Origin of the sequence: Bdellovibrio sp. 22V, from assembly GCF_030169785.1 — a bacterium.
Classification (GTDB): domain Bacteria; phylum Bdellovibrionota; class Bdellovibrionia; order Bdellovibrionales; family Bdellovibrionaceae; genus Bdellovibrio.
In genome coordinates this window covers 1,674,894-1,698,536 of the sequence record NZ_CP125854.1, presented here as the reverse complement: position 1 = coordinate 1,698,536, position 23,643 = coordinate 1,674,894, and the positions used below count along the sequence as shown (strand labels likewise).

The following is a 23,643-nucleotide window of genomic DNA, read 5'->3' as shown; positions in this document are numbered from 1 at the left end:
GGGCTCGCCGGGAAACTTGTAAAGTCTTTCTATGGCGAGCGACAAAGAAAAGTATCCAGTCACACTTGCAGTCCGCGAACTTCAGAAGGAGGGCGTGAACTTCACGCATCATCCTTACACTTACGTTGAAAAAGGCGGAACGGCGACGTCGTCTCAGGAACTTGGAGTTCCCGAACATATCGTGATCAAAACACTGATTATGGAAACCGAAACCAAAGAACCGATGATCGTTCTTATGCATGGGGATATGCAAGTTTCAACGAAACAACTCGCGCGTGAATTGGGAGTAAAGACCGTATCGCCCTGTAAACCGGAAGTCGCGGATCGGCACAGTGGTTATCAAGTCGGAGGAACTTCTCCCTTCGGTACCAAAAAGAAAATGCCGGTCTATATGGAAAAGACGATCGCGGATTTAGAGCGCATTTATATCAACGGCGGAAAGCGCGGTTATCTGATTGCCATGTCTCCGCAGGATTTAATGCGCGTGTTACAGCCCCAGCTCGTGCAAGTAGGTATTCCGGGATGACAAAGAAAACCAAGAAAAAGATTCTTCCTGCGCAAGTGCATTCCAAGCTTGCCGGAGTCACGACAGAGACTGTTTTAAAATCCACAGGCAAAACGTGGGATCAGTGGATTGAAATTCTCAATAAAGCCGGAGCAAAATCCTGGCAGCATAAAGAGATCGCGGCGTATTTAAAAAATAAACGCAGACTCAAAGGCTGGTGGCATCAATGGGTTGCCATTGGTTACGAAACCGCCGTCGGAATGCGCGCGCCGGGAAGAAATTTGAAAGGCGAATACTCCATCACTGTCACACGCACGGTGCACGTCGATCACAAGATCATCTGGAAAATGATGATGTCCGAAGAGGGACTGGCGATTTGGCTTAAGCCCGTTTCGAAATTCACCTTGCAACCTAAAGCGCATTTTGAAACCGATGCCGGTGTCTTCGGGGAAATTCGCACGATGTTGGCAAATCGCCGCGTGCGTTTTACTTGGCAAGAAGGGGACTGGGATAAGGGCACGGTCGTGCAAATGTATCTGATTCCACTGCGCAATAAACCGGGCAGCACCATTATCTGTTTCATGCACGAAAAACTGCGTGACGGGCGGATGCGTGATCCTCTCAGGGAATATTGGTCACAAATTGCCGAAGAATTAGTCGCTCGTGCTCAGGCCAAGGTCTAGAAAGAAAAAGATCTCTCCTAAAGTGAGGCCATTCAGTAAAATCTCCGAGTGAACACTCCGAAAAGATGCTTATGAAATCAGCATCTTTTTTGAAAGCCTTTCTTATGCGCTTCGGGGTCGAGTTGGCCCTGGTGCTCCTTTTGGTCGGAGGCTGGTTTCTTTTTCAGGATCTCGAGGCACGAAGACAAGGGGGCTTAACCACGGTAAAGCCTTTGTCGGCCTCGGCCGTTCAAGCGCTAAAAAAAATCCAAAATATTTTGCGCGTGTCTGAGGAACAGCGGGTCTCTTTTTTAAAACATCGTAAAGAAAAAGATCTGCAGGATTATAATCAGCAAGTTCTTCTTCTGAATTACGAGATGGGAGTCCTTTTAAAGTCTTCTCAGGGAGTTCCGGAACACCAGAAGATGGCGGCTCATCTGAATCGTCAGTTGCGGCTGTTTTTTGAATACAACAACGCTAAAATGGTCAACGGCCGTTTGCCTGCGAACTCGGTGTCTTCCGAACAGGTGCATAAGAATATCGAGGATCTGATTCGCGGTTCTTTGCTACCACGCGAATCATTCTGGCGAATTTCGAATCCTTATTTGCTTGGCAGTGCTTTGGCAATTTTATTGGCTGTGATTTTTTTAAGCCGTTATTGGCAACGCAAAGATCAACGGCGCAAAGATCAGGCGATCACCGCCTTTCAAAACCGTTCGATTCTTTTGGATACAATTCTTAATAGCATGAGCGAAGCTTTGATCGTCGTCGACAAAGAGGGCGCCTTCACGCACTACAATGCCGCGGCTCAAAGAATCATCGGGACAAAAATCAAAGACGTCGTGACGGAAACAAATGTTGAGGATTTGGGATTCTTCAATGCTGAAAGCGGAGAAGCGTATTCCCGCCGGCAACTGCCTTTGATAAAGGCGCTTTATGGCGAGCAAGTCGACGATCTTGAAATTTTCGTGCAAAACGTCACTCAGCCTGAAGGACTGTATATTAGTTTAAGCAGCCGCTCGTTGACGGATATTGATGGCAGTATCTCTGGCTCTTTGGTCGTCTTTAAAGACGTTACTCATCGCAAACATGTCGAGCAAGAATGGCGTCGTGCCCGGGAAGCCGCTTTGGAAGCTTCTTTGAAAAAATCCGATTTCCTCGCGGCCATGAGCCATGAGATTCGTACTCCGATGAATGGCGTGATTGGAATGACGACCTTGCTTGCGGATACGGCGTTGAATCCGGAACAGAAAGAATATGTCGGGACCGTGAAGCGTTCTGCCGAATCCTTGTTGATGTTGATTAATGATATTTTGGATTATTCAAAAATTGAAGCCGGTAAAGTCACCTTGGATCCTCAGCCGTTTGATTTGAAATTTCTTGTGCGCGACGTCCTTGAAATTTTTAAACCCGGCCTTGCGGAAAAAAATGTCGTTTTGAATTTGAACTTCGCCGAAAAAGAAAACTGGCACCTTGTGGGGGATCAGGGGCGTCTGCGCCAGATTCTCGTGAATCTTATGGGGAATGCCGCGAAGTTTACGGATACGGGATTTGTCAGTCTGGACATTTCGGCCCTTTCGGAAAAAGCGGGGAAAAGGAAAATTAAATTCGAGGTCAAAGACACCGGTCCGGGTTTAAAGGAAGAAGATCGCCGCTCTTTATTTCAAAAATATTTTCAGACGAAAAACGGGATGCAATTCGGAGGCACGGGCTTGGGACTTTCCATCTGCAAGCAACTTGTCGATCTGATGGAAGGCGAGATTGGCGTTGAAAGTGTCGTGGGTCTTGGTTCCAACTTTTGGTTTACGGTTGATCTGCCTCTGAGTTCCGGACAGGAAATCCCTCGCCAGCAAGACGTCGTCTTTTCTGAAATGTTCGTGGGCACTGTTTTATTAGTGGAAGATCAAATCGTGAATCAAAGAGTCGCGCAAAGTTATCTGCGTAAGCTGGGTCTGCAAGTTGAAGTGGCGGCTAATGGTCAAGTCGCTTACGACAAGGCTTCGCAAAATCACTACGACTTAATTCTTATGGATTGCCAAATGCCGGTCGTCAACGGCTATGAGGCGACAAGAAAGATTCGTGACGAAGAGTCCAAGACAGGACGACGAACACCGATTGTGGCACTAACGGCCGAGTCCCCCAGTGGCGACAAGAATAATTATTTTGCAGCCGGCATGGACGATTTCCTGGCAAAGCCTCTGGAGTTGCCTCGCTTGATCGAAGTTTTTCATCGTTGGTTAAAACCTAAAGCTTCTTTACTGGACGTAACGGCGTTAGAGCAGCTTCAAGACTTGATGGTGAATGAACAAAGTCTGATCGATGTTCTTATCGAAGATTTTGAACAGTCGGCTCCGATGCTTTTGGATTCCATGCGCCTCGGCGTTGAACAAGAAAATTTACAGACGTTGCAAGAGGCGGCCCACGCTTTGAAATCCAGCAGCGCGACTCTGGGCCTGCGGGCTCTTTCGCGTCTGTGTGCGGACGTAGAGACGGGTTCGTCGCTCTCTGAAAGCGCGGAACGTCTTCACGAAATTGAAAAGAATATTATTGCGGGACTGGGCACTTTAAAAAAACATGCGGCGCAAAGAAGAGCCGCTTAGCTACAGGGAGGAGGTCTTTATGTCTAAAATTCTCATCGTCGACGATCAAAAAAGTGTTTTGCTGACACTCGAAGCGCTTCTAGCGAAAGAAGGTCACAGTGTGACGGCGTGTATGAATGCGATTGAGGCTTCGCGCACCTTGGGAGCGGATACTTTTGATCTTGTTATCACCGATGCCGTGATGCCGGGCGGAGGTGATGGTTATGCCCTGACTCGGGCCATTCGCAAACAAGCGCAACTGGAGCATCTGCCTGTGATTCTTTTGACAGGAAAAAGGGAAAAGAGCGACGTCGAAAAAGGCATTGAGTCGGGTGTCAGCGACTATGTCATTAAGCCGATTGATCCGGAGCTGCTCATGGCTAAAGTGCGCAATCTTTTGCCGCACAATCCGGAAGAAAAAGTTTATTTTGTCGAAGCGGCGGTGAAGTATCAAGCGGAGTGGGAGACAAAGACGGAAATCGTTTCGGTCTCGGAAATGGGTTTGATGATTCAATCGAATACACCTATGGCGGTCGGCAAGATCACTCGTTTAAACAGTTCTCTTTTTGGTGATATTGGAATTCCGAAAATTCCTGTACGCATTGATTCATGCGATGTGGTGCCTGGGCTGGAGCCGCTATATCGGATGCAAGCTCATTTTGTCGGCGTGACGGAAAAGGAACTTGCACCCTTGCGTTTGTGGATTCGCTCTAAAAAGAACTATTAATTTTCGGGCTCGATTCTTTGGGCGTCGGGCACTTCGACCATCGTGCTGACTTTGCGGAAGCGTTCACCCATCCAATAATTTTGGCGACCGCTGTTGTCAGTAAAACGGTTGTAGTGCTCCATATAAACTCTGCCGGAATTTGCAGAGAGCTTAAAAGTCACAAGCATCTGTTTAAATGAAAGATTATAGATCGCTGTCGCCGCTTTGTGATTCATATCGGCAACATGAGTGCCGTTGGTATAAAAATTCGTCTGCCCGATATCACAGGGAGTCGGCGCACATGCGCCATAAAGATGGATTTTCATATTCGTATCCACGGTGAATTTGACGATGCCTTGAGTCTTTGAATTCATATTCACCCATGTTCCAACGAATTGCGAGGGAGCGGCCTCGGCCGTTGTGACCATAGCTGTTGCGACGAAAACGGGCGCTAATGCTCTAAGAAGCACTTTCATTTAGGATCTCCTTGGTGATTATTTTTTTAGGTGGTCTGAGAAACTCAGAGAAGTCCGAGCCTAGTGAGAAGCCGTTCGCCCCGCAATTTTTATTTTAGCATGCGGGCGAGGCCCTCTTCCCATTTGGCCTTTAAAAGTGTAGGATGGGCGCTATGACAAAGCTTAAGGTTTTTCTTTCAGATAGTTTCAATCCGCATTTGAATCTTGCAACAGAAGAATGGATTTTTCACAATCTAGATCCGTCCAGTCAGATTCTCTTTTTGTGGAGAAACGAAGAAACCGTTGTCATCGGTCGCAATCAAAATCCATGGTCTGAATGTAATCTGGCTCACATGAAAGACGACAAAGTTCATCTCGCGCGCCGTACGACGGGCGGGGGAGCCGTTTTTCATGATCTTGGGAATACAAATTTCACCTTTCTTTCTCCGAAGGAAAGTTATAAGCGCGAAAATAACGTGCAAATCATTCTGAATGCTTTGCAGGGATTTGGTATTCAGGGCGAAGCCTCCGGGCGGAATGATCTTTTGATTCCATTTGCAGATGGTCCGCGCAAATTCAGCGGCAGCGCTTATCGCGAGAAAAAAGACCGCGCTTTTCATCATGGGACTTTGCTTTTGCACGCGAATCTGACTCGTCTTGGGAACTACCTCACGCCGAACCCAAAGAAACTCCAGTCCAAAGGAAAAGAATCCGTTCGTGCTCGCGTGACAAACTTGAATGAAGTTCATGCGCCGATCAATCACGACAAAATTGTGGAAGCGATGATTGCTTCCTTTGAAAAATTCTATGGTCAAAAAGCGCCGGTGGAATTTTTAAACATGCAAAGTTTGCAACAGATCCCCGAACTCAAAGCCCAATATGAAACGCTCAGTTCGTGGGATTGGCTCTATGGCAACACTCTTGAGTTCACCCATAAAATGGATGAGTACTTGTCATTGGGTTTCTTTGACGTGCACTTCAAGGTCAATGACGGCGCTATCAAAGACCTGCAAATCTATACGGACTGTTTGTATCCGAATCTTATTGAGGGACTCACCGAGGAGCTTAAAGGCAAAGCCTATACGGGTGAAACGGTCTTGCAAGCAGCAGCGAAGGCCAAAGAAAAGTTTTCGGAGCTCGCCACAGGCATTGATGAGTTGGCAGGTTGGCTCCGAAAAAATATCGAAGTTTAATAAGATCTTAAAATCTTTTCAATCGTGCCGTTCTTTTTAAGAGAAGAAAGAGCTCTGTTGACCTGGTCAATACTCAGCTTAGATTTTTTCGAGACCGCACATTTCGTCATAACGTTATCCATGCCTAGATCGGTCTCTTTCAAAGAAGGATAAATCTTCTTATAGTAGTTGAATTCAAGATTCGACATGGCCACGTAATCAAGACGTCCGTTAAGGAGTTTGCGGATATTGCTTTCGTTGTTTGGGCCGTCTTCGCGAAGGATTGTTTTTTTCGCGAAAGAGCTGTCGAGATTTTGATAGACGAAATTCAAAACGGTCCCAACCCGTTCTCCATTTAAATCCGCCAATGAGCGAATCGGTTTTGCTGTCGTGTAAACAATCAAGTTCGTACTTCTGTAGATCTCTTGACTCCACCACACTTCGTCTTTGATCGCGGGTTGCCAGACTTCATTCAAATGACACAGAATCTGCACGTTCCCCGAAGCCAGGCTTGGGGCCACTCTTTTTTTGGGCAGAAGAATCCAACGCGGGTTATAGCCCATTTCTTGACTCAACGCTTCGCCGAGATCTTTTAAAATGCCGGTTGTGAGTTCGGGGCCGTTGTTGGGTCTTTGTATGCCCACCAATGGAAGAGCGTAGTCCATATTAACGCCGAAATTCAATGTCGGGACGGGGGCCTCTTTTGATAGTGCGCAAAAAGGAGATAGAAAAAACGAAAGAAACACGAGGCTCTTCATGGGAGCAGGTTACATGGACTGCGCAGGGAGTACAAGCCATGAAATCATACATCTTGTACTCGGAAAAAAAGCTAAGCATTTTCAATGTCGGAGGATGCTTATGAAAAAATGTGAAAGCTGTGGCAACGAGTATGAGGATGTGTTCGAAGTCAAATTTAAGAACGGAACTTCGCATTGGTTCGACAGTTTCGAGTGCGCAGCCCATAAATTGGCGCCGACTTGTTTGCATTGTGGAGTGAAAATTCTGGGACATGGTGTGCAGGTTGAAGAAAAAATATATTGTTGTGCAAGCTGCTCACGCCATGCGGGATTTAAAGGTGTCGTCGATCACGCGCGCAAACAGCAAGTGCAGCGGCAGTAAGTGAATATACTCTGATCTAAACTAGGACTTCCTCACTTTAACCGGGCCTTTCCACCAGAAAGACCGGGGCGAGGGTGGCGAAAAATTTAAGCGACTGTGTAGTCTGTCACTTCATTACTTAATAGTAACGAAGGAGAACAGATGAAAGTAAAGCTAAATGGAATCGCTCTCGTATTCGCTCTGAGCTTGGCGTTGGCCGGTTGTCAAGGTGGCGGAAATGGAAATGATGAGTTTTCTAGCAATACGGCAGAGAACGCTACCGAAGCTCCTGTAGACACAGATAGTGAAGATATTGCGGATCATATTCATGGCGAGAGTCCCGTCAGCGAAGAGTTGCAAAGCCTAGGCTGCGTAAGAGCTTCTTCCTCGCAAAAAGCTCAAGTGAATGCAGGAACAGATAAGAAAGATGAATTTTTGCGATACTGTGCCGCCCAGACAAATGGCTCCTACTGGTGTGATCAGTTAGTGCGCCCGAATCCTCGCAGTGTGAATACATTCCGTTGTACTTATGGTTCCAGTCAGCCACACAACCTCATTCACCCCGACGAGAACACTTGGAAGTATCCCGTCGAGGCCGTTAAGATCATTCAAGATCTGACAGCAAAAGGAATTAAAGTCAGCCAAATCTATAATTGGTGGAGACCCGAGCCCTACAACAAAAATGTAGGCGGAGCGAAAGGCCGTCATCCTTATGGAACTTCGATTGACGTGCGTTTTGGCAGTAATAGCGAAGCAGATCGCGCTTTCCGTGAACTTTGCAAAATGCGCGCGCAAAAGCGTCTTCGTGCAATTGGTCACTATGGTAGCTCTTCTTTACACATCGGTGTCGGCGACAGACTTGCCAACACCTGGGGCAAAAGCTGCCGCTAAGACTTTATAAAAATCTCTACGGAGCCTCTGCTTGTTAAGCTGTCGAATCTAAAAAGCTAAACATGTGCGAGGCTCCTGTCTTTTGGGGAATTCGACGAGGTTAGTGCATATGACGGCGTCTTGTTTCCCATCCCTTCTTTGCAGCACGAACGCGGCTTGCATGAGATGACGTGGCTTTGCCGCCTTTATGTCCGCCTTTTTTCGAAGGAGACGTGTTCTTCACAGACTTTCCTGCGCCGCCTGTTTCTTTATTCACGGTGGCCCAGCCGATCTGCGCAGCTCTCTTCGAGGAGTAACCTCTTTTTTTTGCTCCCTCTTCGATGTGATGTGCTTGGCGTTTTTGCTTGCTGGTGTATTTCTCTTTTGAACCTTGTGGCATGATGTCCTCCTTGACTCGGTAAGTTCATGCTAACAGGAATTATTTTGTCATATCAGAACGAAAACCCCGTATCTTAACAAGAGCGCGAAGGTTCTTTCATTCGCAGCCCTACCTTTGCCCGCAAATCTTACGAAGACCGAAAGTTCATTCGGCCTTCCGTCTGTTTCTCGAAGAAATGAGAATTGTTATCCTAAGGCGCAGGAGGTGGTTATGTCGGGTCATCATAAGAACAGAGGCTTCAGTCAAACGAGCAAGAGGTACGATGGCGCTTTGAAAGCGCAACACCAACAAAGTCGCAATAAACAAATGGATCATCCCAGTCCATCCGCAAAACGGGAAGAAGCCGAAATGAACGAAGCAAAACATCCGGGCTCGCCCAGCAAAAAGAATCGCGCATAATCTTGCGCGTTCACCCATTACTTGCACGCAAAGAGCGGTCGCTGGGCCGCTTTTTTAATTCAGACTCTTTTCATCTGCCGAAATTGGGCAACTTAGGCAGGGAAGGCCTCTTGAAATCCAATATATTAATGCCGACCGAGTCTCGTCCTTGCACTTCTTTAGAGTGAAAAGGTGAGGTATCATTTTGAGACATTTTCTAAATGCGGTGGTCGGCTTTGTCATATTGTTTTCTGGCGTTGGCACTTCGAGTGCGGCGGCAGCGGCGGAGCAGTGCTCTTCACTTTTCCTTGTTAGCCATTGGGAAATTTCCGCGCGAGTGCAAAAGAATAAATTTGTTACGAATCGCGACCTCTTCGAATATGGCGAAGTTCTTCATAAAGATTTTAAAGACAGCCTGCAAAAACTCTCCCCGGAGCAGCATTGGATCGATCTTGGTGCCGGTAAAGCCAATGCGCAAATCGCCTATATAAAATCCTTTCCTCATTCGCAGTCTGCTGCGCAAGCGACAGCCGTCGCTTATAAACTGGATCGTTGGTTCTCGCCGCCGAAGTTTGACGGGAAATTACAAGTCAAAGAAGGGGCTTTTGAAACGCAACCGACACATACTTGGAAGAAAGCGGATCTTGTGACCGACGTCTTTGGTGTGGTGTCTTACACTCACGATTTGCATACGTCCCTGCAAAAGGTTTTCGACATGATGAATGTAAAGGGAGAGTTTTATATTTATGCGTCGAACTATCACACCAGCGTTCGAGTCAGCGAGAAAACGTCTCTTTCGTTAATTGATTTTTTGGCAACCATTGACGGGTTACGTGTGGAAGGCCGCTATGGCACAATCAAAATCACAAAAGAAAAAGAGAATGTTACCGTTCCTCAGCTCGAGCTTTTGAAGTATAAAGATGATGCTCCGCCATCACGATCTTTTAGAGTGGTCCCTTAGGCCTTCTTAAGCTTATATATTCCTATGTATCAGCTCCGCTCCTATCAACAAGAAGCCGTGCAGGCGACGCTGCGCCATTTTCGCCAAGAGAAATCCCCGGCTGTGGTTGTTTTACCGACGGGGGCCGGGAAAAGTTTGGTCATCGCCGAGCTTGCGCGTTTGGCAAAGGGGAGGGTTTTAGTTTTAGCGCACGTTCGCGAACTGGTAGAGCAGAACCACGCTAAATACGTTTCGTTCGGTTTAGAGGCAGGAATTTTTTCGGCCGGATTGAACCGCAAAGAAATGGATCACAAGGTCATCTTTGGCAGCATTCAATCCATTGCGCGCGCACCTGAAGATTTCTTTCAGAATTTTTCTTTGCTGGTCATTGACGAGTGTCATCGCGTTTCCGTCGATGGTGAAACCCAATACCTGCAAGTTATAACGAAGCTTCAAGAGCTGAATCCAGGTTTGTGTATTCTGGGATTAACAGCGACACCGTACCGTTTGGGTTTGGGCTGGATTTATCAATACCATACAGAGAAAAAACTGCAGCAAACTCACGAAGAGCGGTTCTTTAAGAAATGCATCTATGAACTTTCCGTCCGTTATCTTATTAAGAACAAGTTTTTGACTCCGCCTGTGAAGATCGACTCGCCGGTGGCGTGTTATGATTTTTCCAGTTTAAAATTGCAGCACGGGCGTTTTGTGATGGCGCAGGTTGAAGCGCTGCTTAAAGATCAAAAACGAATCACGCCTCTTATTATCAAAAACATCATCGATATGGCGGCGGACCGTAAAGGTGTGATGATTTTCACCAGCTCAGTAAATCACGCCATCGAGATCATGCAGAGCTTGCCTCCTTACGTTGCGGCATTGGTGGTCGGGGATACACCTGACCAGGAGCGCGACGAAATTATTGAAGCGTTTAAGGCGCAAAAACTGAAATATCTGGTCAATGTTTCTGTTTTGACGACGGGCTTCGATGCGCCTCATGTGGATGTTATTGCAATTCTTCGCCCGACGGAGTCTGTCAGTCTTTACCAGCAAATCATCGGCCGCGGTTTGCGCTTAAGCCCCGGAAAATCGGATTGTTTGATTCTGGATTATACGGGACAAGGACATGATATTTATTCTCCCGAAATTGACGACGATAAACCGAACAAAGAATCCGTTAGCGTGGAAATCGTGTGCCCGCAGTGCGGGGTTACGAATCACTTTTGGGGACTCGTCGATCCCGAGGGACAGCTTATTGAGCACTATGGGCGAAAATGCAAAGCAGCTTTCGAAGATCCGGTGACGAAAGAATTGGACGAGTGCGGTTTTCGTTTTCGCTTCAAGCGCTGTGAGAAATGCGGTGAAGAGAATGACATCGCGGCTCGCCAGTGTGCTTCGTGTGCAAATGTCTTGGTGGATACAGATAAGAAGCTTAAAGAGGCCATGCTGCTAAAAGATGCGCACGTGATGCGCGTTGAAACCATGGCTTTCCATAAAACAATGGATAAGAAGGGAACTCCGCGCCTGGAAGTGCATTACTACGATGCAGACGCGCAAGTTCTTAAAGAATATTTTTATTTGAACTCTTCCGAAGATTGCCGGGCTTTTTATTTCAACTTTATTCGCATGCACGCTCGGGTTCCGGAAAAGAAAATGTCCGTGCGCAACCTTGACGAGGCGTTTGCTCTTCAAAAAAACTTTCGTATGCCGATGTTTGTGATTGCTAGAAAGCACAAACAGTTCTGGAATATTCGCGAAAAAATTTTTGAATAGTTTCTAATTTCCATTGCCCTCTATGTGTCTTGACAAACCTTGTTGTGTGCGATGACACAAAATTCTTGCGCGTTCAAAGATCTCCTCAAATCATCTTAGGTACTAGGTCCTATTCTTAATGTTTCAGCAATGATTTTTTCCTTTCTGTAATTTTCTTCCGCTAAGGTTTCTCCATGCACAACAACAAAGTTCACGGAGGACGAATGCAAATTGCTGATGCTAACAAAACTTTGCTTGTACGTTTTGGAACGCTTTTACTCATCACTTCTTTCTTAACCCTTGGGGCATGCGGCTCCAACAGCAATGCGGCAGATCTACCTAGTTTGCCAGATGACACAGTTCAAGAGCAGCCGGTCGGCGATGATCAAGCGGCGGCGCAAATCCCTCAAGATGCTTCCGCAAATTTGAATGCGGGTCAGCGCGAGGGGATTCTACAAAAATACAGCTACGTGGATCCAACACGGGTTGTGCCCACAAAAGCTTTGGCGGATGCTTTAGTTTATTTTGAGGCGAATAAAAATGGATTTAGAAATCAAGATTATATTTCCGTGATTGATTTCTCGAAGAATTCTTCGGAGCCGCGTTTTTACATCGTCAGCATGAAGACGGGTGAAGTTTGGTCTATTCGGGTGGCTCACGGCAAAGGCTCTGACGCGAATCATGACGGTTTTGCGGAAAAGTTTAGCAACACATCGGGCGCGCACGCGAGTTCGCTGGGTTACTATCGCACGGCCGAAACTTATTACGGTGCGCACGGTTTGTCTCTTCGTTTAGACGGACTTTCTTCCACCAACTCCAAGGCGCGTTCAAGAGCGGTTGTTATTCACGGAGCGAACTACGTGCAAGACACCAACGTGAAACAGGGAAGAAGCTGGGGATGTCCTGCGGTTTCGATGGAGAATATCCAAGCAGTGATCAAATACCTTAAAGGTGGAAGCTTGATCTACGCTGTGAACTAAATACCAGAAGCACAAAAAAAAGGCGTCGAATAAAATCGACGCCTTTTTTATTTTCAAAACTCCAGTTCATAGACCTAGAAAGAATCGCAGCGAATCGCGCCCGTGCAGTACGAAGGATGAACTTGGTCGCCGCAAGCTTTGCGAGCTTTGTATTCGGCCTCAAGAATTGTGATGCCTTCCGCTTTGAAAGTTTTTGAGTAGCCTGTATCTGTGATCACACAGATAGCCCCGCGAACAAGAGGTTCTTTATCGCTGCACTTGATAGAGCCTTGGCAGTAGGAAGGGTGAACAGCTTTACCGCAACTCTCACGCGCGGCTGCTTCCGCCTCTAATTTCACGCGCCCTTTTCCCAAGAAAACTTTTGAATAGCCAGAGTCCGTAATCATACAAGCAACTTCAGTGCGGCCGGGCTCTGGAAATGGAGGGGGACGTTGCCCATATTCTAGATTTGTCAGTCTTTGATTGATTTGGGAAAGCGCGCCTTCTAATTGATAAACGCGAGATTCAAGAATGCGGATTCTTTCGGCATTGCGATCTTGTGCGTGAGCGTTCGTCGCGAAGAAGAAACAACAGGCAGAAAGTACCAAAATTACAGAATTTCTTAGAGCTGACATCATTTGACCCCCGATGGTTGGTGAAAAGTCCTAAAGCAAACTAGGGGCCAAAGAGTTTGGTGTCAAACTGACTCTAAAGTTCCGTCTCCTTGAGTCGATTTTTGAGGACATCTAAGGCGATATCCATAAAGGCCTGAAACTTAGGCGCCGGGAACTTTTGCGGCGGATAGACGAAGTGAATATTGCGCACGTCAGAGCGCCACTCGGGAAGAATGCGGACTAAGCGATTCTTTTTGGTTTCCATTTCGCATAAAAAGGTCGGCAGAAGAGCGATCCCTTCGCCATTCAGAGCGAAGTCCTTAATGACATGCAGATCGTCCGCGATAACTTTTCCCACCAAAGAGACGCTGATCTTGTTTTTATTTTTATTCACAAGCTCCCACTTATCTCGGCCTAACGGCGCAAATTGCAAACACTTATGAGAGCGAAGATCCTTGGGATGAATCGGAGTTCCATTTTTCTTTAAGTAAGCCGCCGAGGCGAAGGGCGCAAAATAGCTGACCCCGATTTTTTTTGCGATCAATGTTGAGTCCTGCAGTTCGCCCGCGCGAATTGCCAGATCAACACCTTCGGAGATAAGGTCGACAACCCGGTCCGCAAAAATCAAATCGACAGTCATTTTGGGATATTTCTCAAGATACTGAGAAATCACTTCCGGTAAAAGCGTGCTACCGAAAACGCTAGGAGCGGTCAGTCGCAAAACACCCTGCGGTTCGCCTTGGTTTAAGGTGACCTCAGCCTCGGCACCTTGCAGCTCTTGCAGGGCCGTGAGGCTGCGATTGAAAAAAGCTTGCCCGGCCTGCGTGATCTGCAATTTTCGAGTGGTTCGGTGGAGCAGTGTCACGCCCAGGCGTTTTTCCAGGGCTGAAACTTTAGCGCTGACCGTGGAGTTCGGCATTCCTAAAAGTTTCGCGGCTTGATTGAAGCTTCCCGCCTGAACGACTTTAACAAAAATCATGATTTCATTTAAATCCATGCTCCGATCCTAGCAGATGCTGCATAATAATCTATGATTATCCAATACCGTGCATAAAGATTTCGCGAAAAAGGGACTAATCAGAAAGCAGGAATTGTTTTACTCTTAAAAAAGGTTTCAGACGTTAGGAAAGATATGACTATCGAATCAGCAAAGCTTATTGAAGGTTTCACTTACGAAATTAATACCGGAAATTTCCAACTGCGCACGGATGTGGCAAAAGAGTTGGGAGGTCAAGGCAGCGCACCAAGCCCGCACGATTATTTGGAAGTGGCCTTGGCTTCTTGCACGGCGATCACTTTGCAAATGTATGCGAAAAGAAAATCCTGGCCGCTGGAAAATGTCGACGTGAAAGTGCAAATCGTTTCAGAGGGCGCAGAAAATAAAATTGCCAGAACCATCAAACTTGCAGGTCCGCTTTCCGCAGAACAAAAACAAATGTTGACGACGATTGCGGAGAAATGTCCTATCCACCGCTTTCTTAGCAAAGGTGCGGTCATTACCACAAACATGATCGAGGCGTAATACTCAGCTGTCTTTTCGCAAAACTGCACTCCGCAAGTTGAGACCTTTTTTCTTCAGAAATAAAAAATAGTTTGAAGAGGAAATCAGGTCAGCGGGGAGACATGCTTGATGAAAAAAAGGACGTTGTATCCGTCTCTCAGCGATATTGTTGAAGAGCCCATCCGCGGTGAAATCTACAGCGCTGAACGACTCGAAGAGTATGCTCTGTATCTGGCGGAGCATTTGCGAACGGATAAAGCGCCGCAATTAAGTCGTCCTTTGCTTCGTCGGATGAAAGAAAACGGAGATAAGCTGCTGGCGGCTTATCGGACCTTGATCGACTCCATTGAAAATAAAGAAGCGGTTTCGCCGGCGGCGGAATGGCTGATCGATAACTTTCATATTGTCGAAGAACAGCTTCGCGAAATCAAAGAAGACCTTCCGAAATCCTATTATGAGGAGCTGCCGAAGCTTTCGATTGGCGACCTTGCTGGCTATCCGCGTATTTACGCTTTGGCTTTGGCGTTGGTCGCGCACACCGATAGCCGCCTGGAGCTGGAAACGATTCGTAGCTTCATCCGTTCGTTTCAGACGAAATCTTATTTGAACATAGGTGAGTTGTGGGCCGTGGCGATCACTTTGCGTTTAGCTTTGGTCGAAAACGCACGCCGTGTCTCTTTGCGCGTGGTCTGGGATCGCAATCAACGTAACGCTGCCAACGTTTTGGCCGATGAAATTATTGATAAGGCCAAAGAACCCGAAGATCTTAAAAGAATTATCGAAAAGATATCTTTGCATTGCGGGAAAAATATCGAAACGGAGTATGCCTTTATCTCTCAGTTGGCGCAAAGATTGCGCGACCAAGAGTTGGATATTTGGCCGGCTTTGGAGTATCTGGAAAACACGCTTAAAAAATGTGACTGTACCGTCGAAGAAACTGTTCATCGCGAACATCAGCATCAAGCTGCGAATCAAATCACCATTGCCAATATTATTTCCAGCATGCGGCTTCTTTCCAATATCAATTGGAAGAACTTTTTTGAGGACGTCAGCTTACTGGATCGCGATTTGGCGGAAGATCCCACAGGCCATTATCAAGGCATGGACTTTCAGACGCGGGATGAATATCGGCATACGATTGAACGTATTGGTAAAAGAACGAAAGCGCACGAGCGTGACATCGCCAGAAAAGCGGTGGCTCTGGCGGCGCAAAAGAATCTGCATGTCGGTTATTTTTTAAAAACTCAGGGCCTTCCAGAGCTCGAGAAAAATTTTAAATACAAACCAAAATGGAATGAATCCCTCAATCGGGGCATCAGAAAACGTCCCACGTTGTTTTATCTAGGTGTTCTTGTTCTATGTATTGTCGCTATTCTTGCCATACCTCTTTGTTACGCGCACTCGCACGCGGCTTCGGTCGGAGCTCTCATCGGATTGACGGTCCTTTTGCTTATTCCTTGCAGTGATCTGGCCGTGAGCTTGGTGAATTTTATCCTGACGCATCTTCTGAAGCCTCGGCGTCTTGCAAAGATGGATCTAACCTCGGGCGTTCCGGCGGAGGCCCGCACCCTGGTTATTATTCCCTGTCTGCTGGCTGATAAAGACACGATTCAAGAGCTGATTGGCCGCCTTGAAGTTCACTATCTGGGAAACAATGAAAAGAATATCTATTTTTCTTTAGTGACGGATTTTAGCGATGCCCCTGTTGAAATCACGGAGAATGACGAGGAGCTGCTGCAAACAGCCCTTTCCGGAGTCGCGCGGCTGAATAAAACTTACGGCGAGCATTTTTTTGTTTTTCATCGCCGGCGTCTCTGGAATGAGGCTGAAAAAAAATGGATGGGGTGGGAAAGAAAAAGGGGAAAAATCCACGAACTCAATCGCTTGCTTCGCGGAGCCCGTGATACCAGTTTTGTGAACGTGACGGCGCCGGCATCGCTTCTGACCAGCTTTCGCTACGTCATCACTTTAGACGCGGATACGCAGCTGGGATTGGATACTGCAAAAATTCTTATCGGCACGGCTCTTCATCCTTTGAACAAAGCCGTTTATGATGCCGAGAAAGGCCGAGTCGTTCAAGGCTACGGGATTATTCAGCCACGGATTTCGATCTCGCTGGAAAGTTCTTCTCATTCGACGTTCTCGATGATTTTTTCAGGACACACGGGGATTGATCCGTATACGACGGCGATCTCGGATGTTTACCAGGACTTATTTGATGAAGGCAGTTTCACGGGAAAAGGTCTTTACGACATTGACGCTTTCGAAGCGGCGTTGAAAGATCGAGTTCCCGAAAACACAATCCTAAGCCATGACCTTTTCGAGGGCTTGTACGCGCGCGCCGCTCTGGCGACGGATATAGAACTTCTCGACGATTATCCCAGTAATTATTTTTCTTTCGTGCAACGTCAGCATCGTTGGGTGCGTGGCGACTGGCAAATTGCGCGGTGGGTGTTACCTTTTGTTCCCGATGCCTCTAAAAAACGCGTGCGCAATACTCTTCCGTTTATTTCGCGCTGGAAGATTTACGATAATCTCCGTCGCAGTCTGGTTGCTCTTTTTCTATTTCTTCTGTTCGCCTTGGGTTGGCTGACTCTTCCGGGAAGTGCTTTCTTTTGGACCGGGTTTGCCGCGTTGATTGTGGCCTTTCCTTGTTTCCTGCATGTGGCAAACGGTCTCTTTGTCAGTCCTCGCGGCATTCCGTGGTCGAGCGGCTTTTGGACCGAGCTGGGCAAAACGAAAATGAGTCTCGGGCAGTTTCTTCTGTCTATGGTCTTTCTTCCGCATAAAGCATACGTGGAATTGGATGCTATCATTCGCGCCTTATATCGCAGTGAAGTCAGCGGAGAAAAATGTTTAGAGTGGGTCGCTTCAGCGCAAATCAATCGCGGGCAGAGCCATCACCAAAAACCGTTATGGCAGCAGCCATGGGTCGTTGAAGGCGTTCTGTTGCTATTGTTATGGATGATTCTTATCAAAGGCCCCTTGTCGGCGACGCTTTTAGCTTTACCGATTATATTAATCTGGATGAGTTACCCGCAGGTGGCGCGAATTACGCACTTGCGCTTGCAAAAGCGCAAGCCCGAGCTTGAAACGGATGAAAAATTATTTTTCTCTGAAGTGGCCCGTCGCATTTGGCATTTTTTTGAAACGTTCGTTGGACCGCAAGATAATTGGCTGCCTCCGGATAATATTCAGGAAGATCCCGAAGTGGTCATTGCGCATCGAACGTCGCCGACCAATATCGGGCTTTATGCTTTGGCGCTTGTGTCGGCGCGCGATTTGGGATACTTGGGACTGCGCGGTTGTTTAGAGCGTTTAAGATCTTTGCTTGATACGGTAAAAAAGCTGGAAAAGTACGAAGGCCATCTTTTGAACTGGTATGACACGCAAACCTTGGCGCCTCTTTATCCCAAATACGTGTCTGTCGTCGATAGCGGCAATTTAGCCGGTTATTTGTTGGCGGCAAAACAATCTTGCGACGAATTTAAAAGAACGCGCTTGTTCAACGTGCAAATCGTCAAAAGCATGACGGTCACAGTGAAGTTGCTGGAGGCGGAACTTCGTTTGCTGCAACACCAACGGCAAAGCACAAGTGCCATCAGCGCAACTCATTTGTTAGAGCGTATCGAAGAAAGCAAACGTCTTTTAGCCAACGCGCGTCCTCATACCTTGCGGGAGTGGTCCGGTCTTTTGCGCTTTTTAAAACAAAGTTTCGATGACATTAACGACAGCGTCGCCGCTTTAGAACTTGAACATGGCGCTCGCCATTACTTGCGTCTGCATTTATGGATTCGCTCATTGACAAGTTTAACCAGCGATTTGGATACGGACATTGAGCTGTACGCTCCGTGGATTTTTAGTTCTTACCGTAACGTCGAAACGGAACTCAGGACATTTCATGAAAAACTGCTTCCCGAGTGGCAAGCTATTCTTGAGATGCTCGATCAGAATCTAAGTGTGAACGACCTCAGCAGAATAAATGGAGAAGCGGCGGTTAAGCTAACCGAACTTAAGCAGAAAGCGACGCGGCTGTCGTCTTACGACATCGACACCCTTATTGATTGCTGCCGTCGCGCGAATACCAACCTGCAAGCCGTTCGTGCTGCAGCCGATGAAGTCATGCAAGATTGTGACGACCTTTTCCAAAAAATGAACTTTGCATTTCTTATTGACCCTGACCGCGAGGTTTTTTCGATCGGTTTTAACGTTGGCGAAAATCGACTCGACAATGCTTATTATGATCTTCTTGCTTCCGAAGCGCGCCTTGCGAGTTTTATTTCTATTATAAAAGGGGACGTTGATCAAAAGCATTGGTTCCGCTTGGGCCGTCAACTGGTGCCTGTTGAAGGAGGTCGTGCCCTGATTTCGTGGTCGGCGTCGATGTTTGAATATCTGATGCCTCAATTGATCATGAAAAATTACGAAAACACTTTGCTCTTTGAGACGATGCAAGCCGTGGTTCATCGCCAGGTCAATTACGGGCGTAAGTTGAAAGTGCCTTGGGGTATTTCCGAGGCGGGATACAATGCGCGCGATTTAAATTTTAATTACCAATACGGTCCTTTTGGAATTCCCGGTTTGGGTTTAAAACGCGGTTTGGGACATGATCTCGTGGTCTCTCCTTATTCAAGTTTTTTGGCGGCGATGGTTAATCCGAATGTAGCGGTGAAAAATCTCAAAGCACTGGCGCAACAAAATATTCTTACAAGTTACGGCTATTACGAATCGATTGATTATACCCCCGAACGTCTTTCCGCTGATCAGAGATTTTCTGTGATTCGTTCATTTATGGCGCATCACCAGGGGATGAGTTTGATTGCAGTAAACAACGTCTTGCACAGCGATGTGATGCAAGAACGCTTTCATTCGGAACCTCGTGTTCGGGCCGCACAACTTCTTTTGCAAGAACGTATCCCGCAGAAGGTCGCTCTTACAGTTCCTAAAGCCGCCGAAATTGAGTGGGACGGAGCGGGAGATTCATTGCTTAAGTCTTTCTCGCGGGTTTACGACGATGCCAGCCATCACAGTCCGCGTGTGCAGATTCTTTCAAACGGTAAATACTCATTAATGCTTTCCACGGCGGGATCGGGATATTCGAAGTGCGAGGGTTTGGCTTTAACACGGTGGCGTGAAGACGGAACGCGAGATCACTGGGGCAGCTTTGTTTTCATCCGTGATCTCGACAAAAAAGAAGTCTGGTCCGCGACGTTTCAGCCTAATATCAAAGATCCCGAAGGCTACAAAGCTATCTTCACCGAAGACAAGGTTGAGTTTTGGCGGGAAGACCGGGATATTCGCACGCACATGCAAGTGATTGTGGCTCCGGAGGACGATTTGGAGCTTCGCCAAGTAAGCATCATCAATGATTCCTTTAAAGACCGTTACTTTGAAGTGACAAGCTATATGGAACCGGTGTTGGCGCCTCTTGCGGAGGATCAAGCGCATCCCGCTTTTAGCAATTTGTTTTTGCAGACAGAGTATCTTGCTTCTAAACATACTTTGATCGCCCGCCGCCGTCCGCGCTTAAGTAAAAAAAGTGAGGTGTGGGGACTGCACAGCGTGACTTCCGATGGCGCCTATGAAGGAGATATCGAGTACGAAACCGATCGCGCGCGCTTTATAGGACGGGGAAAAAGTCTTCTTAACGCCGCAGCGTTAACCGAAGGCCGGCAGCTTTCTAATACGATCGGCTCCACGTTGGACCCGACGCTCTGCTTGCGGGTCCGTGTTCGGGTTCCTCCCGGAGGCACGCGAAAGATTTTATTCACAACCGGTATCGCACCTACACGCGACAAGGTTTTAATGATGGCCGATCGTTATCACGACATTCATTCATTTGACCGTGAAAGCAAGTTGGCGTGGACGAAGTCACGAATTGATCTGCGACACTTGGGAATGGATTCAGAGGCGGCCTATTTGTTTCAAAGACTCGCGGAAAGAATTTTATATTCAGACTCGTCATTGCGACAGCCATCGCATTTGCGGGCAGTGAATATTCGCGAACAGGCAAGTCTTTGGCCTTACGGGATCAGCGGGGATTTGCCTATTGTTGTTCTAACCGTAAGCGATAAAAAGGATATGGGCATTGTGCGAAAACTTTTGCGCGGGCACGAATATCTTCGCTTAAAAGGTCTGTCTTATGATTTTGTGATTCTCAGCGATTCGAAAAGCACTTATCTGCAAGAACTCTTCGAAGAAGTGCAAAGGCAGATTCGCTACAGCGGTTCGCAGGGCTGGCTGAACAAACCCGGCGGCGTGTTTCCTCTTCGCTTGGATACGATGCCACAAAAAGATCGCGCCTTTATTCAAGCCATGGCTCGCGTTGTGCTCTCTTCAGAGTGGGGAACTCTGAAGGAACAAGTGGCGCGCCGAGTGCCCGCAGAGAAATATGCCAGCGCCTTTAGGGCAGAACGGGAACCCCGCGACTATGCAACGCCGGCATTGCAGCCGCCGGAATTGGATTTTTTCAACGGCCTTGGTGGATTTTCAAAAGATGGAAAAGAGTATGTCATCTGCCTGCGCGACGATCAGTGGACGCCAGCACCCTGGATTAATGTGATCGCCAATGCTCACGATTTTGGTTTTCAAGTCAGTGAAACCGGCGCGGGATTCACGTGGTCCGTGAATAGTCGCGAAAACCGTTTAACACCGTGGTCAAACGATCCCGTGAGCGATCCTTCCGGCGAGATATTTTATCTGCGTGATGAAGAAACGGGGGAGTATTGGAGTCCCACGCCTCATCCCATCCGAGACAGCGCTCTTTATATCATTCGCCATGGTCAGGGTTACTCTAAATTCGAGCATACGACGAAGGGAGTTTCTCTTTCACTCGTCCAGTTCGTGCCGCGCGTGGATTCAGTGAAAATCAGTCGTCTGAAAATCAAAAACGTTTCGGGCCGGCGACGAAAAATTTCTTTGTGGGCTTATGTCGAATGGGTTTTAGGAAATCAAAGGGAAAAATCCGCGCCTTATATCTTCACCGAAACCGACGAAAGTAAAACGATCTTTGCCAAAAACGCCTACAATCATGAATTTGCGGAACGTATTTCATTTTTCAAAATCAACAGTTCCAATGTCACTTTCACATGTGACAGAAAAGAATTTTTGGGCCGAAACGGAGACACCTCTGCGCCGGAAGCTTTAACACGACAGACCCTGGGAGGACGCTCGGGAGTAGGTCACGATCCTTGCGGCGCTTTACAGACGGTTTTTGAGTTGAAAGAGCATGAAGAGATCGAGGTTATCATTCTTTTAGGTCAAAGCGATAAAGACAGTGCGCAAAGTATCCTGCGGAAGTATCAAGACGCACACGCCGTGGATAAAGCTTTTCAGGATGTCTGTAAAATGTGGGATGAGATTTTAGGTGTTATCCAGGTTAAAACGCCGGATCTTTCCCTGAATATTTTGATGAATCATTGGCTTTTATATCAGGCCATGGTTTGTCGCTTATGGGCACGCTCTGCCTTTTATCAATCGGGCGGGGCCTATGGATTCCGCGATCAGCTGCAGGATTGTATGGCCTTTGTCTATGCGACTCCGGAGCTGGCGCGCGCGCATATTCTAAGAGCGTCTTCGCGACAGTTTCCAGAAGGAGATGTTCAGCACTGGTGGCATCCGCCCACGGGGCGCGGCGTACGTACACATTTTTCAGATGATCTTTTGTGGTTGCCTTTCGTTGTCAGTCATTACATTCGTGTCACCGGCGACGAGCAAATTTTGCAAGAAGAAACACCATTTATCGAAGCTCCGCTGTTAACTCCCGAGCAAGAAGACTCTTACACACAACCGAAAGTCTCTTCACAAAAAGCGACATTGTTGGATCACTGCCTGCGCACGATCGAACATTCCTTGAAACTGGGTGCGCACGGACTCCCGCTTATCGGCTGCGGAGACTGGAATGACGGGATGAACCGCGTCGGCGAAAAAGGCCAGGGCGAAAGCGTCTGGATGGCGTGGTTCCTTCATAAAGTTCTTGAGGACTTTTTACCGTTTTGCGATTCCGAGCAAAAGAAAAAATATAGTCAGCACATGCGAGTGCTCAAAGAAAACGTCGAGAAAAACGCGTGGGATGGTGAGTGGTATCGCCGGGCTTACTTTGACGACGGCACACCGATTGGCTCCGCCCATAATGAAGAAGCACGGATCGACTCTTTAGCGCAAACTTGGTCGGTGCTCTCAAAAGCTGGAGATCCCGAGCGCCAACTTCAGGGCATGGAAAGTGTGGATCGTCATCTTATTCTTAAGGACAAAAAGCTGATTCTGCTTTTGACTCCGCCTTTTGATAAAACTTCGCTAGATCCAGGCTACATCAAAGGTTATGTGCCGGGCGTTCGCGAGAATGGCGGCCAGTACACGCATGCCGCTTTGTGGGTGATGATGGCCTACGCCGAACTTCGCGAGAAAGAAAAGGTTTACAGTATTTTCAATATGCTGAATCCGATTCACCACACAAGAAACCGGGAAGGTGTTCATAAATATAAAATCGAACCTTACGTTGTTGCCGCGGATGTTTACGCCGTGGAACCACATGTGGGACGGGGCGGGTGGAGCTGGTACACCGGTTCGGCTTCGTGGTTTTATCGCGCGGGTTTAGAATCCCTCTTGGGTTTTGAGCGGCATCGAGATCGTTTGGTGTTAAAACCTTGTGTTCCGTCGGAGTGGCCGTACTACGAGATTCACTACCGTTACAAATCAAGTTTTTACAAAATTCGGATTGAGCAAAGTGCCGGAAGAAAAACTTCCGAGAAGCTTGAGGTGCAGCTTGTGGATGACGGGAAAACCCATGAGGTTGTCTTTAAAGTGTAAGGTGTTTTTTCTTATCGGGCGCCACATCCTGGCGTTTTTTATAGTGATGAATCAGAATTTCGAAGTTGTGATCAAAGGAACGGGAGTTGACGGTTTCATAGATATCAATCTCAAGAATATTTTCTTCCCGAGCAGTTTCCTCTGGCGTTAAGGACGTCTTCTTTTTCGGTTTTTCTTTCTCGAGATCCATCAAAGTTCTCCAAGCTCTACAGCTATTTTAGCTGTGCTCGTGGGAAAACTCGACGGC

The 23,643-nt window shown here is 47.4% G+C and carries 19 protein-coding genes; 13 read left to right on the top strand and 6 right to left on the bottom strand.

Annotation, left to right across the window (positions count from 1 at the left end; translation table 11 throughout):
- Positions 1-31 precede the first annotated feature (31 nt).
- From ybaK to QJS83_RS08115, 4 genes are all read left to right on the top strand, one after another.
- Positions 32-526: a Cys-tRNA(Pro) deacylase gene (gene ybaK / locus QJS83_RS08130; RefSeq protein ID WP_284608684.1), complete on the top strand. Its 495-nt coding sequence runs from the start codon at positions 32-34 to the stop codon at positions 524-526.
- Positions 523-1,188: an SRPBCC domain-containing protein gene (locus tag QJS83_RS08125; protein ID WP_284608683.1), complete on the top strand. Its 666-nt coding sequence runs from the start codon at positions 523-525 to the stop codon at positions 1,186-1,188. The genes ybaK and QJS83_RS08125 overlap by 4 nt, the downstream gene beginning before the upstream one ends.
- 71 nt (positions 1,189-1,259) lie before the next feature.
- Positions 1,260-3,767, top strand: coding sequence for a PAS domain-containing hybrid sensor histidine kinase/response regulator (locus QJS83_RS08120; RefSeq protein WP_284608682.1), 2,508 nt, complete (start codon positions 1,260-1,262; stop codon positions 3,765-3,767).
- A 19-nt stretch (positions 3,768-3,786) separates the two neighbouring features.
- On the top strand, positions 3,787-4,473 hold the full coding sequence (locus QJS83_RS08115) for a response regulator (RefSeq protein WP_284608681.1): 687 nt from the start codon (positions 3,787-3,789) through the stop codon (positions 4,471-4,473).
- Here QJS83_RS08115 and QJS83_RS08110 read toward each other — a convergent pair.
- Positions 4,470-4,928 (bottom strand): hypothetical protein, encoded by a 459-nt coding sequence (locus tag QJS83_RS08110; protein WP_284608680.1) that lies wholly within the window; start codon positions 4,926-4,928, stop codon positions 4,470-4,472. The two genes, QJS83_RS08115 and QJS83_RS08110, sit on opposite strands and share 4 nt — an antisense overlap.
- A 152-nt stretch (positions 4,929-5,080) precedes the next feature.
- Between QJS83_RS08110 and QJS83_RS08105 the strand changes: the two genes are divergently transcribed.
- On the top strand, positions 5,081-6,100 hold the full coding sequence (locus QJS83_RS08105; protein WP_284608679.1) for a lipoate--protein ligase: 1,020 nt from the start codon (positions 5,081-5,083) through the stop codon (positions 6,098-6,100).
- Here the strand turns inward: QJS83_RS08105 and QJS83_RS08100 are convergent.
- Positions 6,097-6,762 carry a substrate-binding periplasmic protein gene (locus QJS83_RS08100; RefSeq protein WP_284608677.1) on the bottom strand — a complete coding sequence of 222 codons (666 nt, stop codon included), beginning with the start codon at positions 6,760-6,762 and terminating at the stop codon, positions 6,097-6,099. The two genes, QJS83_RS08105 and QJS83_RS08100, sit on opposite strands and share 4 nt — an antisense overlap.
- Before the next feature lie 175 nt (positions 6,763-6,937).
- Here QJS83_RS08100 and QJS83_RS08095 point away from each other — a divergent pair, with 175 nt between their 5' ends.
- Complete coding sequence (locus QJS83_RS08095) at positions 6,938-7,198, top strand: hypothetical protein (protein WP_284608676.1); 261 nt, start codon at positions 6,938-6,940, stop codon at positions 7,196-7,198.
- Positions 7,199-7,339: 141 nt separating this feature from the next.
- Positions 7,340-8,068: a hypothetical protein gene (locus QJS83_RS08090; RefSeq protein WP_284608675.1), complete on the top strand. Its 729-nt coding sequence runs from the start codon at positions 7,340-7,342 to the stop codon at positions 8,066-8,068.
- A gap of 100 nt (positions 8,069-8,168) precedes the next feature.
- On the opposite strand, the gene QJS83_RS08085 is transcribed toward QJS83_RS08090, so the two are convergent.
- Positions 8,169-8,447 (bottom strand): hypothetical protein, encoded by a 279-nt coding sequence (locus tag QJS83_RS08085; RefSeq protein ID WP_284608674.1) that lies wholly within the window; start codon positions 8,445-8,447, stop codon positions 8,169-8,171.
- 210 nt (positions 8,448-8,657) lie between these two features.
- Here QJS83_RS08085 and QJS83_RS08080 point away from each other — a divergent pair, with 210 nt between their 5' ends.
- From QJS83_RS08080 to QJS83_RS08065, 4 genes are all read left to right on the top strand, one after another.
- Positions 8,658-8,846 (top strand): hypothetical protein, encoded by a 189-nt coding sequence (locus tag QJS83_RS08080; protein ID WP_284608673.1) that lies wholly within the window; start codon positions 8,658-8,660, stop codon positions 8,844-8,846.
- Positions 8,847-9,030: 184 nt separating this feature from the next.
- A complete protein-coding gene (locus tag QJS83_RS08075) occupies positions 9,031-9,786 on the top strand; it encodes a hypothetical protein (protein ID WP_284608671.1) in 756 nt (251 codons plus the stop codon).
- A 24-nt stretch (positions 9,787-9,810) separates the two neighbouring features.
- Positions 9,811-11,535: a DNA repair helicase RadD gene (radD, locus tag QJS83_RS08070; protein ID WP_284608670.1), complete on the top strand. Its 1,725-nt coding sequence runs from the start codon at positions 9,811-9,813 to the stop codon at positions 11,533-11,535.
- Between the two features lie 203 nt (positions 11,536-11,738).
- Positions 11,739-12,494, top strand: coding sequence for a murein L,D-transpeptidase catalytic domain family protein (locus tag QJS83_RS08065; protein WP_284608669.1), 756 nt, complete (start codon positions 11,739-11,741; stop codon positions 12,492-12,494).
- A 74-nt stretch (positions 12,495-12,568) separates the two neighbouring features.
- On the opposite strand, the gene QJS83_RS08060 is transcribed toward QJS83_RS08065, so the two are convergent.
- Together QJS83_RS08060 and QJS83_RS08055 are read right to left on the bottom strand one after the other, a co-directional pair.
- Positions 12,569-13,111 carry a hypothetical protein gene (locus tag QJS83_RS08060; protein ID WP_284608668.1) on the bottom strand — a complete coding sequence of 181 codons (543 nt, stop codon included), beginning with the start codon at positions 13,109-13,111 and terminating at the stop codon, positions 12,569-12,571.
- A 70-nt stretch (positions 13,112-13,181) separates the two neighbouring features.
- Positions 13,182-14,084: a LysR family transcriptional regulator gene (locus QJS83_RS08055; RefSeq protein ID WP_284608667.1), complete on the bottom strand. Its 903-nt coding sequence runs from the start codon at positions 14,082-14,084 to the stop codon at positions 13,182-13,184.
- A 135-nt stretch (positions 14,085-14,219) separates the two neighbouring features.
- On the opposite strand from QJS83_RS08055, the gene QJS83_RS08050 reads away from it, so the two are divergent.
- Together QJS83_RS08050 and QJS83_RS08045 are read left to right on the top strand one after the other, a co-directional pair.
- Entirely contained in the window at positions 14,220-14,609 is a 390-nt protein-coding gene (locus QJS83_RS08050) for an OsmC family protein (RefSeq protein ID WP_284608666.1), read from the top strand.
- Positions 14,610-14,717: 108 nt separating this feature from the next.
- Complete coding sequence (locus QJS83_RS08045; RefSeq protein WP_284608665.1) at positions 14,718-23,396, top strand: glycoside hydrolase family 94 protein; 8,679 nt, start codon at positions 14,718-14,720, stop codon at positions 23,394-23,396.
- On the opposite strand, the gene QJS83_RS08040 is transcribed toward QJS83_RS08045, so the two are convergent.
- Positions 23,386-23,586 carry a hypothetical protein gene (locus tag QJS83_RS08040; protein WP_284608664.1) on the bottom strand — a complete coding sequence of 67 codons (201 nt, stop codon included), beginning with the start codon at positions 23,584-23,586 and terminating at the stop codon, positions 23,386-23,388. The genes QJS83_RS08045 and QJS83_RS08040 overlap by 11 nt on opposite strands.
- Between the last annotated feature and the right edge of the window lie 57 nt (positions 23,587-23,643).

Coding starts and splice junctions, on each gene's coding strand:
- QJS83_RS08080 (WP_284608673.1), top strand. CDS start 8,658: ATGTCGGGTCATCATAAGAACAGAGGCTTCAGTCAAACGAGCAAGAGG.
- QJS83_RS08060 (WP_284608668.1), bottom strand. CDS start 13,111: ATGATGTCAGCTCTAAGAAATTCTGTAATTTTGGTACTTTCTGCCTGT.
- QJS83_RS08040 (WP_284608664.1), bottom strand. CDS start 23,586: ATGGATCTCGAGAAAGAAAAACCGAAAAAGAAGACGTCCTTAACGCCA.
- QJS83_RS08055 (WP_284608667.1), bottom strand. CDS start 14,084: ATGGATTTAAATGAAATCATGATTTTTGTTAAAGTCGTTCAGGCGGGA.
- QJS83_RS08090 (WP_284608675.1), top strand. CDS start 7,340: ATGAAAGTAAAGCTAAATGGAATCGCTCTCGTATTCGCTCTGAGCTTG.
- QJS83_RS08115 (WP_284608681.1), top strand. CDS start 3,787: ATGTCTAAAATTCTCATCGTCGACGATCAAAAAAGTGTTTTGCTGACA.
- radD (WP_284608670.1), top strand. CDS start 9,811: ATGTATCAGCTCCGCTCCTATCAACAAGAAGCCGTGCAGGCGACGCTG.
- QJS83_RS08110 (WP_284608680.1), bottom strand. CDS start 4,928: ATGAAAGTGCTTCTTAGAGCATTAGCGCCCGTTTTCGTCGCAACAGCT.
- QJS83_RS08105 (WP_284608679.1), top strand. CDS start 5,081: ATGACAAAGCTTAAGGTTTTTCTTTCAGATAGTTTCAATCCGCATTTG.
- QJS83_RS08065 (WP_284608669.1), top strand. CDS start 11,739: ATGCAAATTGCTGATGCTAACAAAACTTTGCTTGTACGTTTTGGAACG.
- QJS83_RS08095 (WP_284608676.1), top strand. CDS start 6,938: ATGAAAAAATGTGAAAGCTGTGGCAACGAGTATGAGGATGTGTTCGAA.
- QJS83_RS08085 (WP_284608674.1), bottom strand. CDS start 8,447: ATGCCACAAGGTTCAAAAGAGAAATACACCAGCAAGCAAAAACGCCAA.
- QJS83_RS08120 (WP_284608682.1), top strand. CDS start 1,260: ATGAAATCAGCATCTTTTTTGAAAGCCTTTCTTATGCGCTTCGGGGTC.
- QJS83_RS08045 (WP_284608665.1), top strand. CDS start 14,718: ATGAAAAAAAGGACGTTGTATCCGTCTCTCAGCGATATTGTTGAAGAG.
- QJS83_RS08125 (WP_284608683.1), top strand. CDS start 523: ATGACAAAGAAAACCAAGAAAAAGATTCTTCCTGCGCAAGTGCATTCC.
- QJS83_RS08050 (WP_284608666.1), top strand. CDS start 14,220: ATGACTATCGAATCAGCAAAGCTTATTGAAGGTTTCACTTACGAAATT.
- ybaK (WP_284608684.1), top strand. CDS start 32: ATGGCGAGCGACAAAGAAAAGTATCCAGTCACACTTGCAGTCCGCGAA.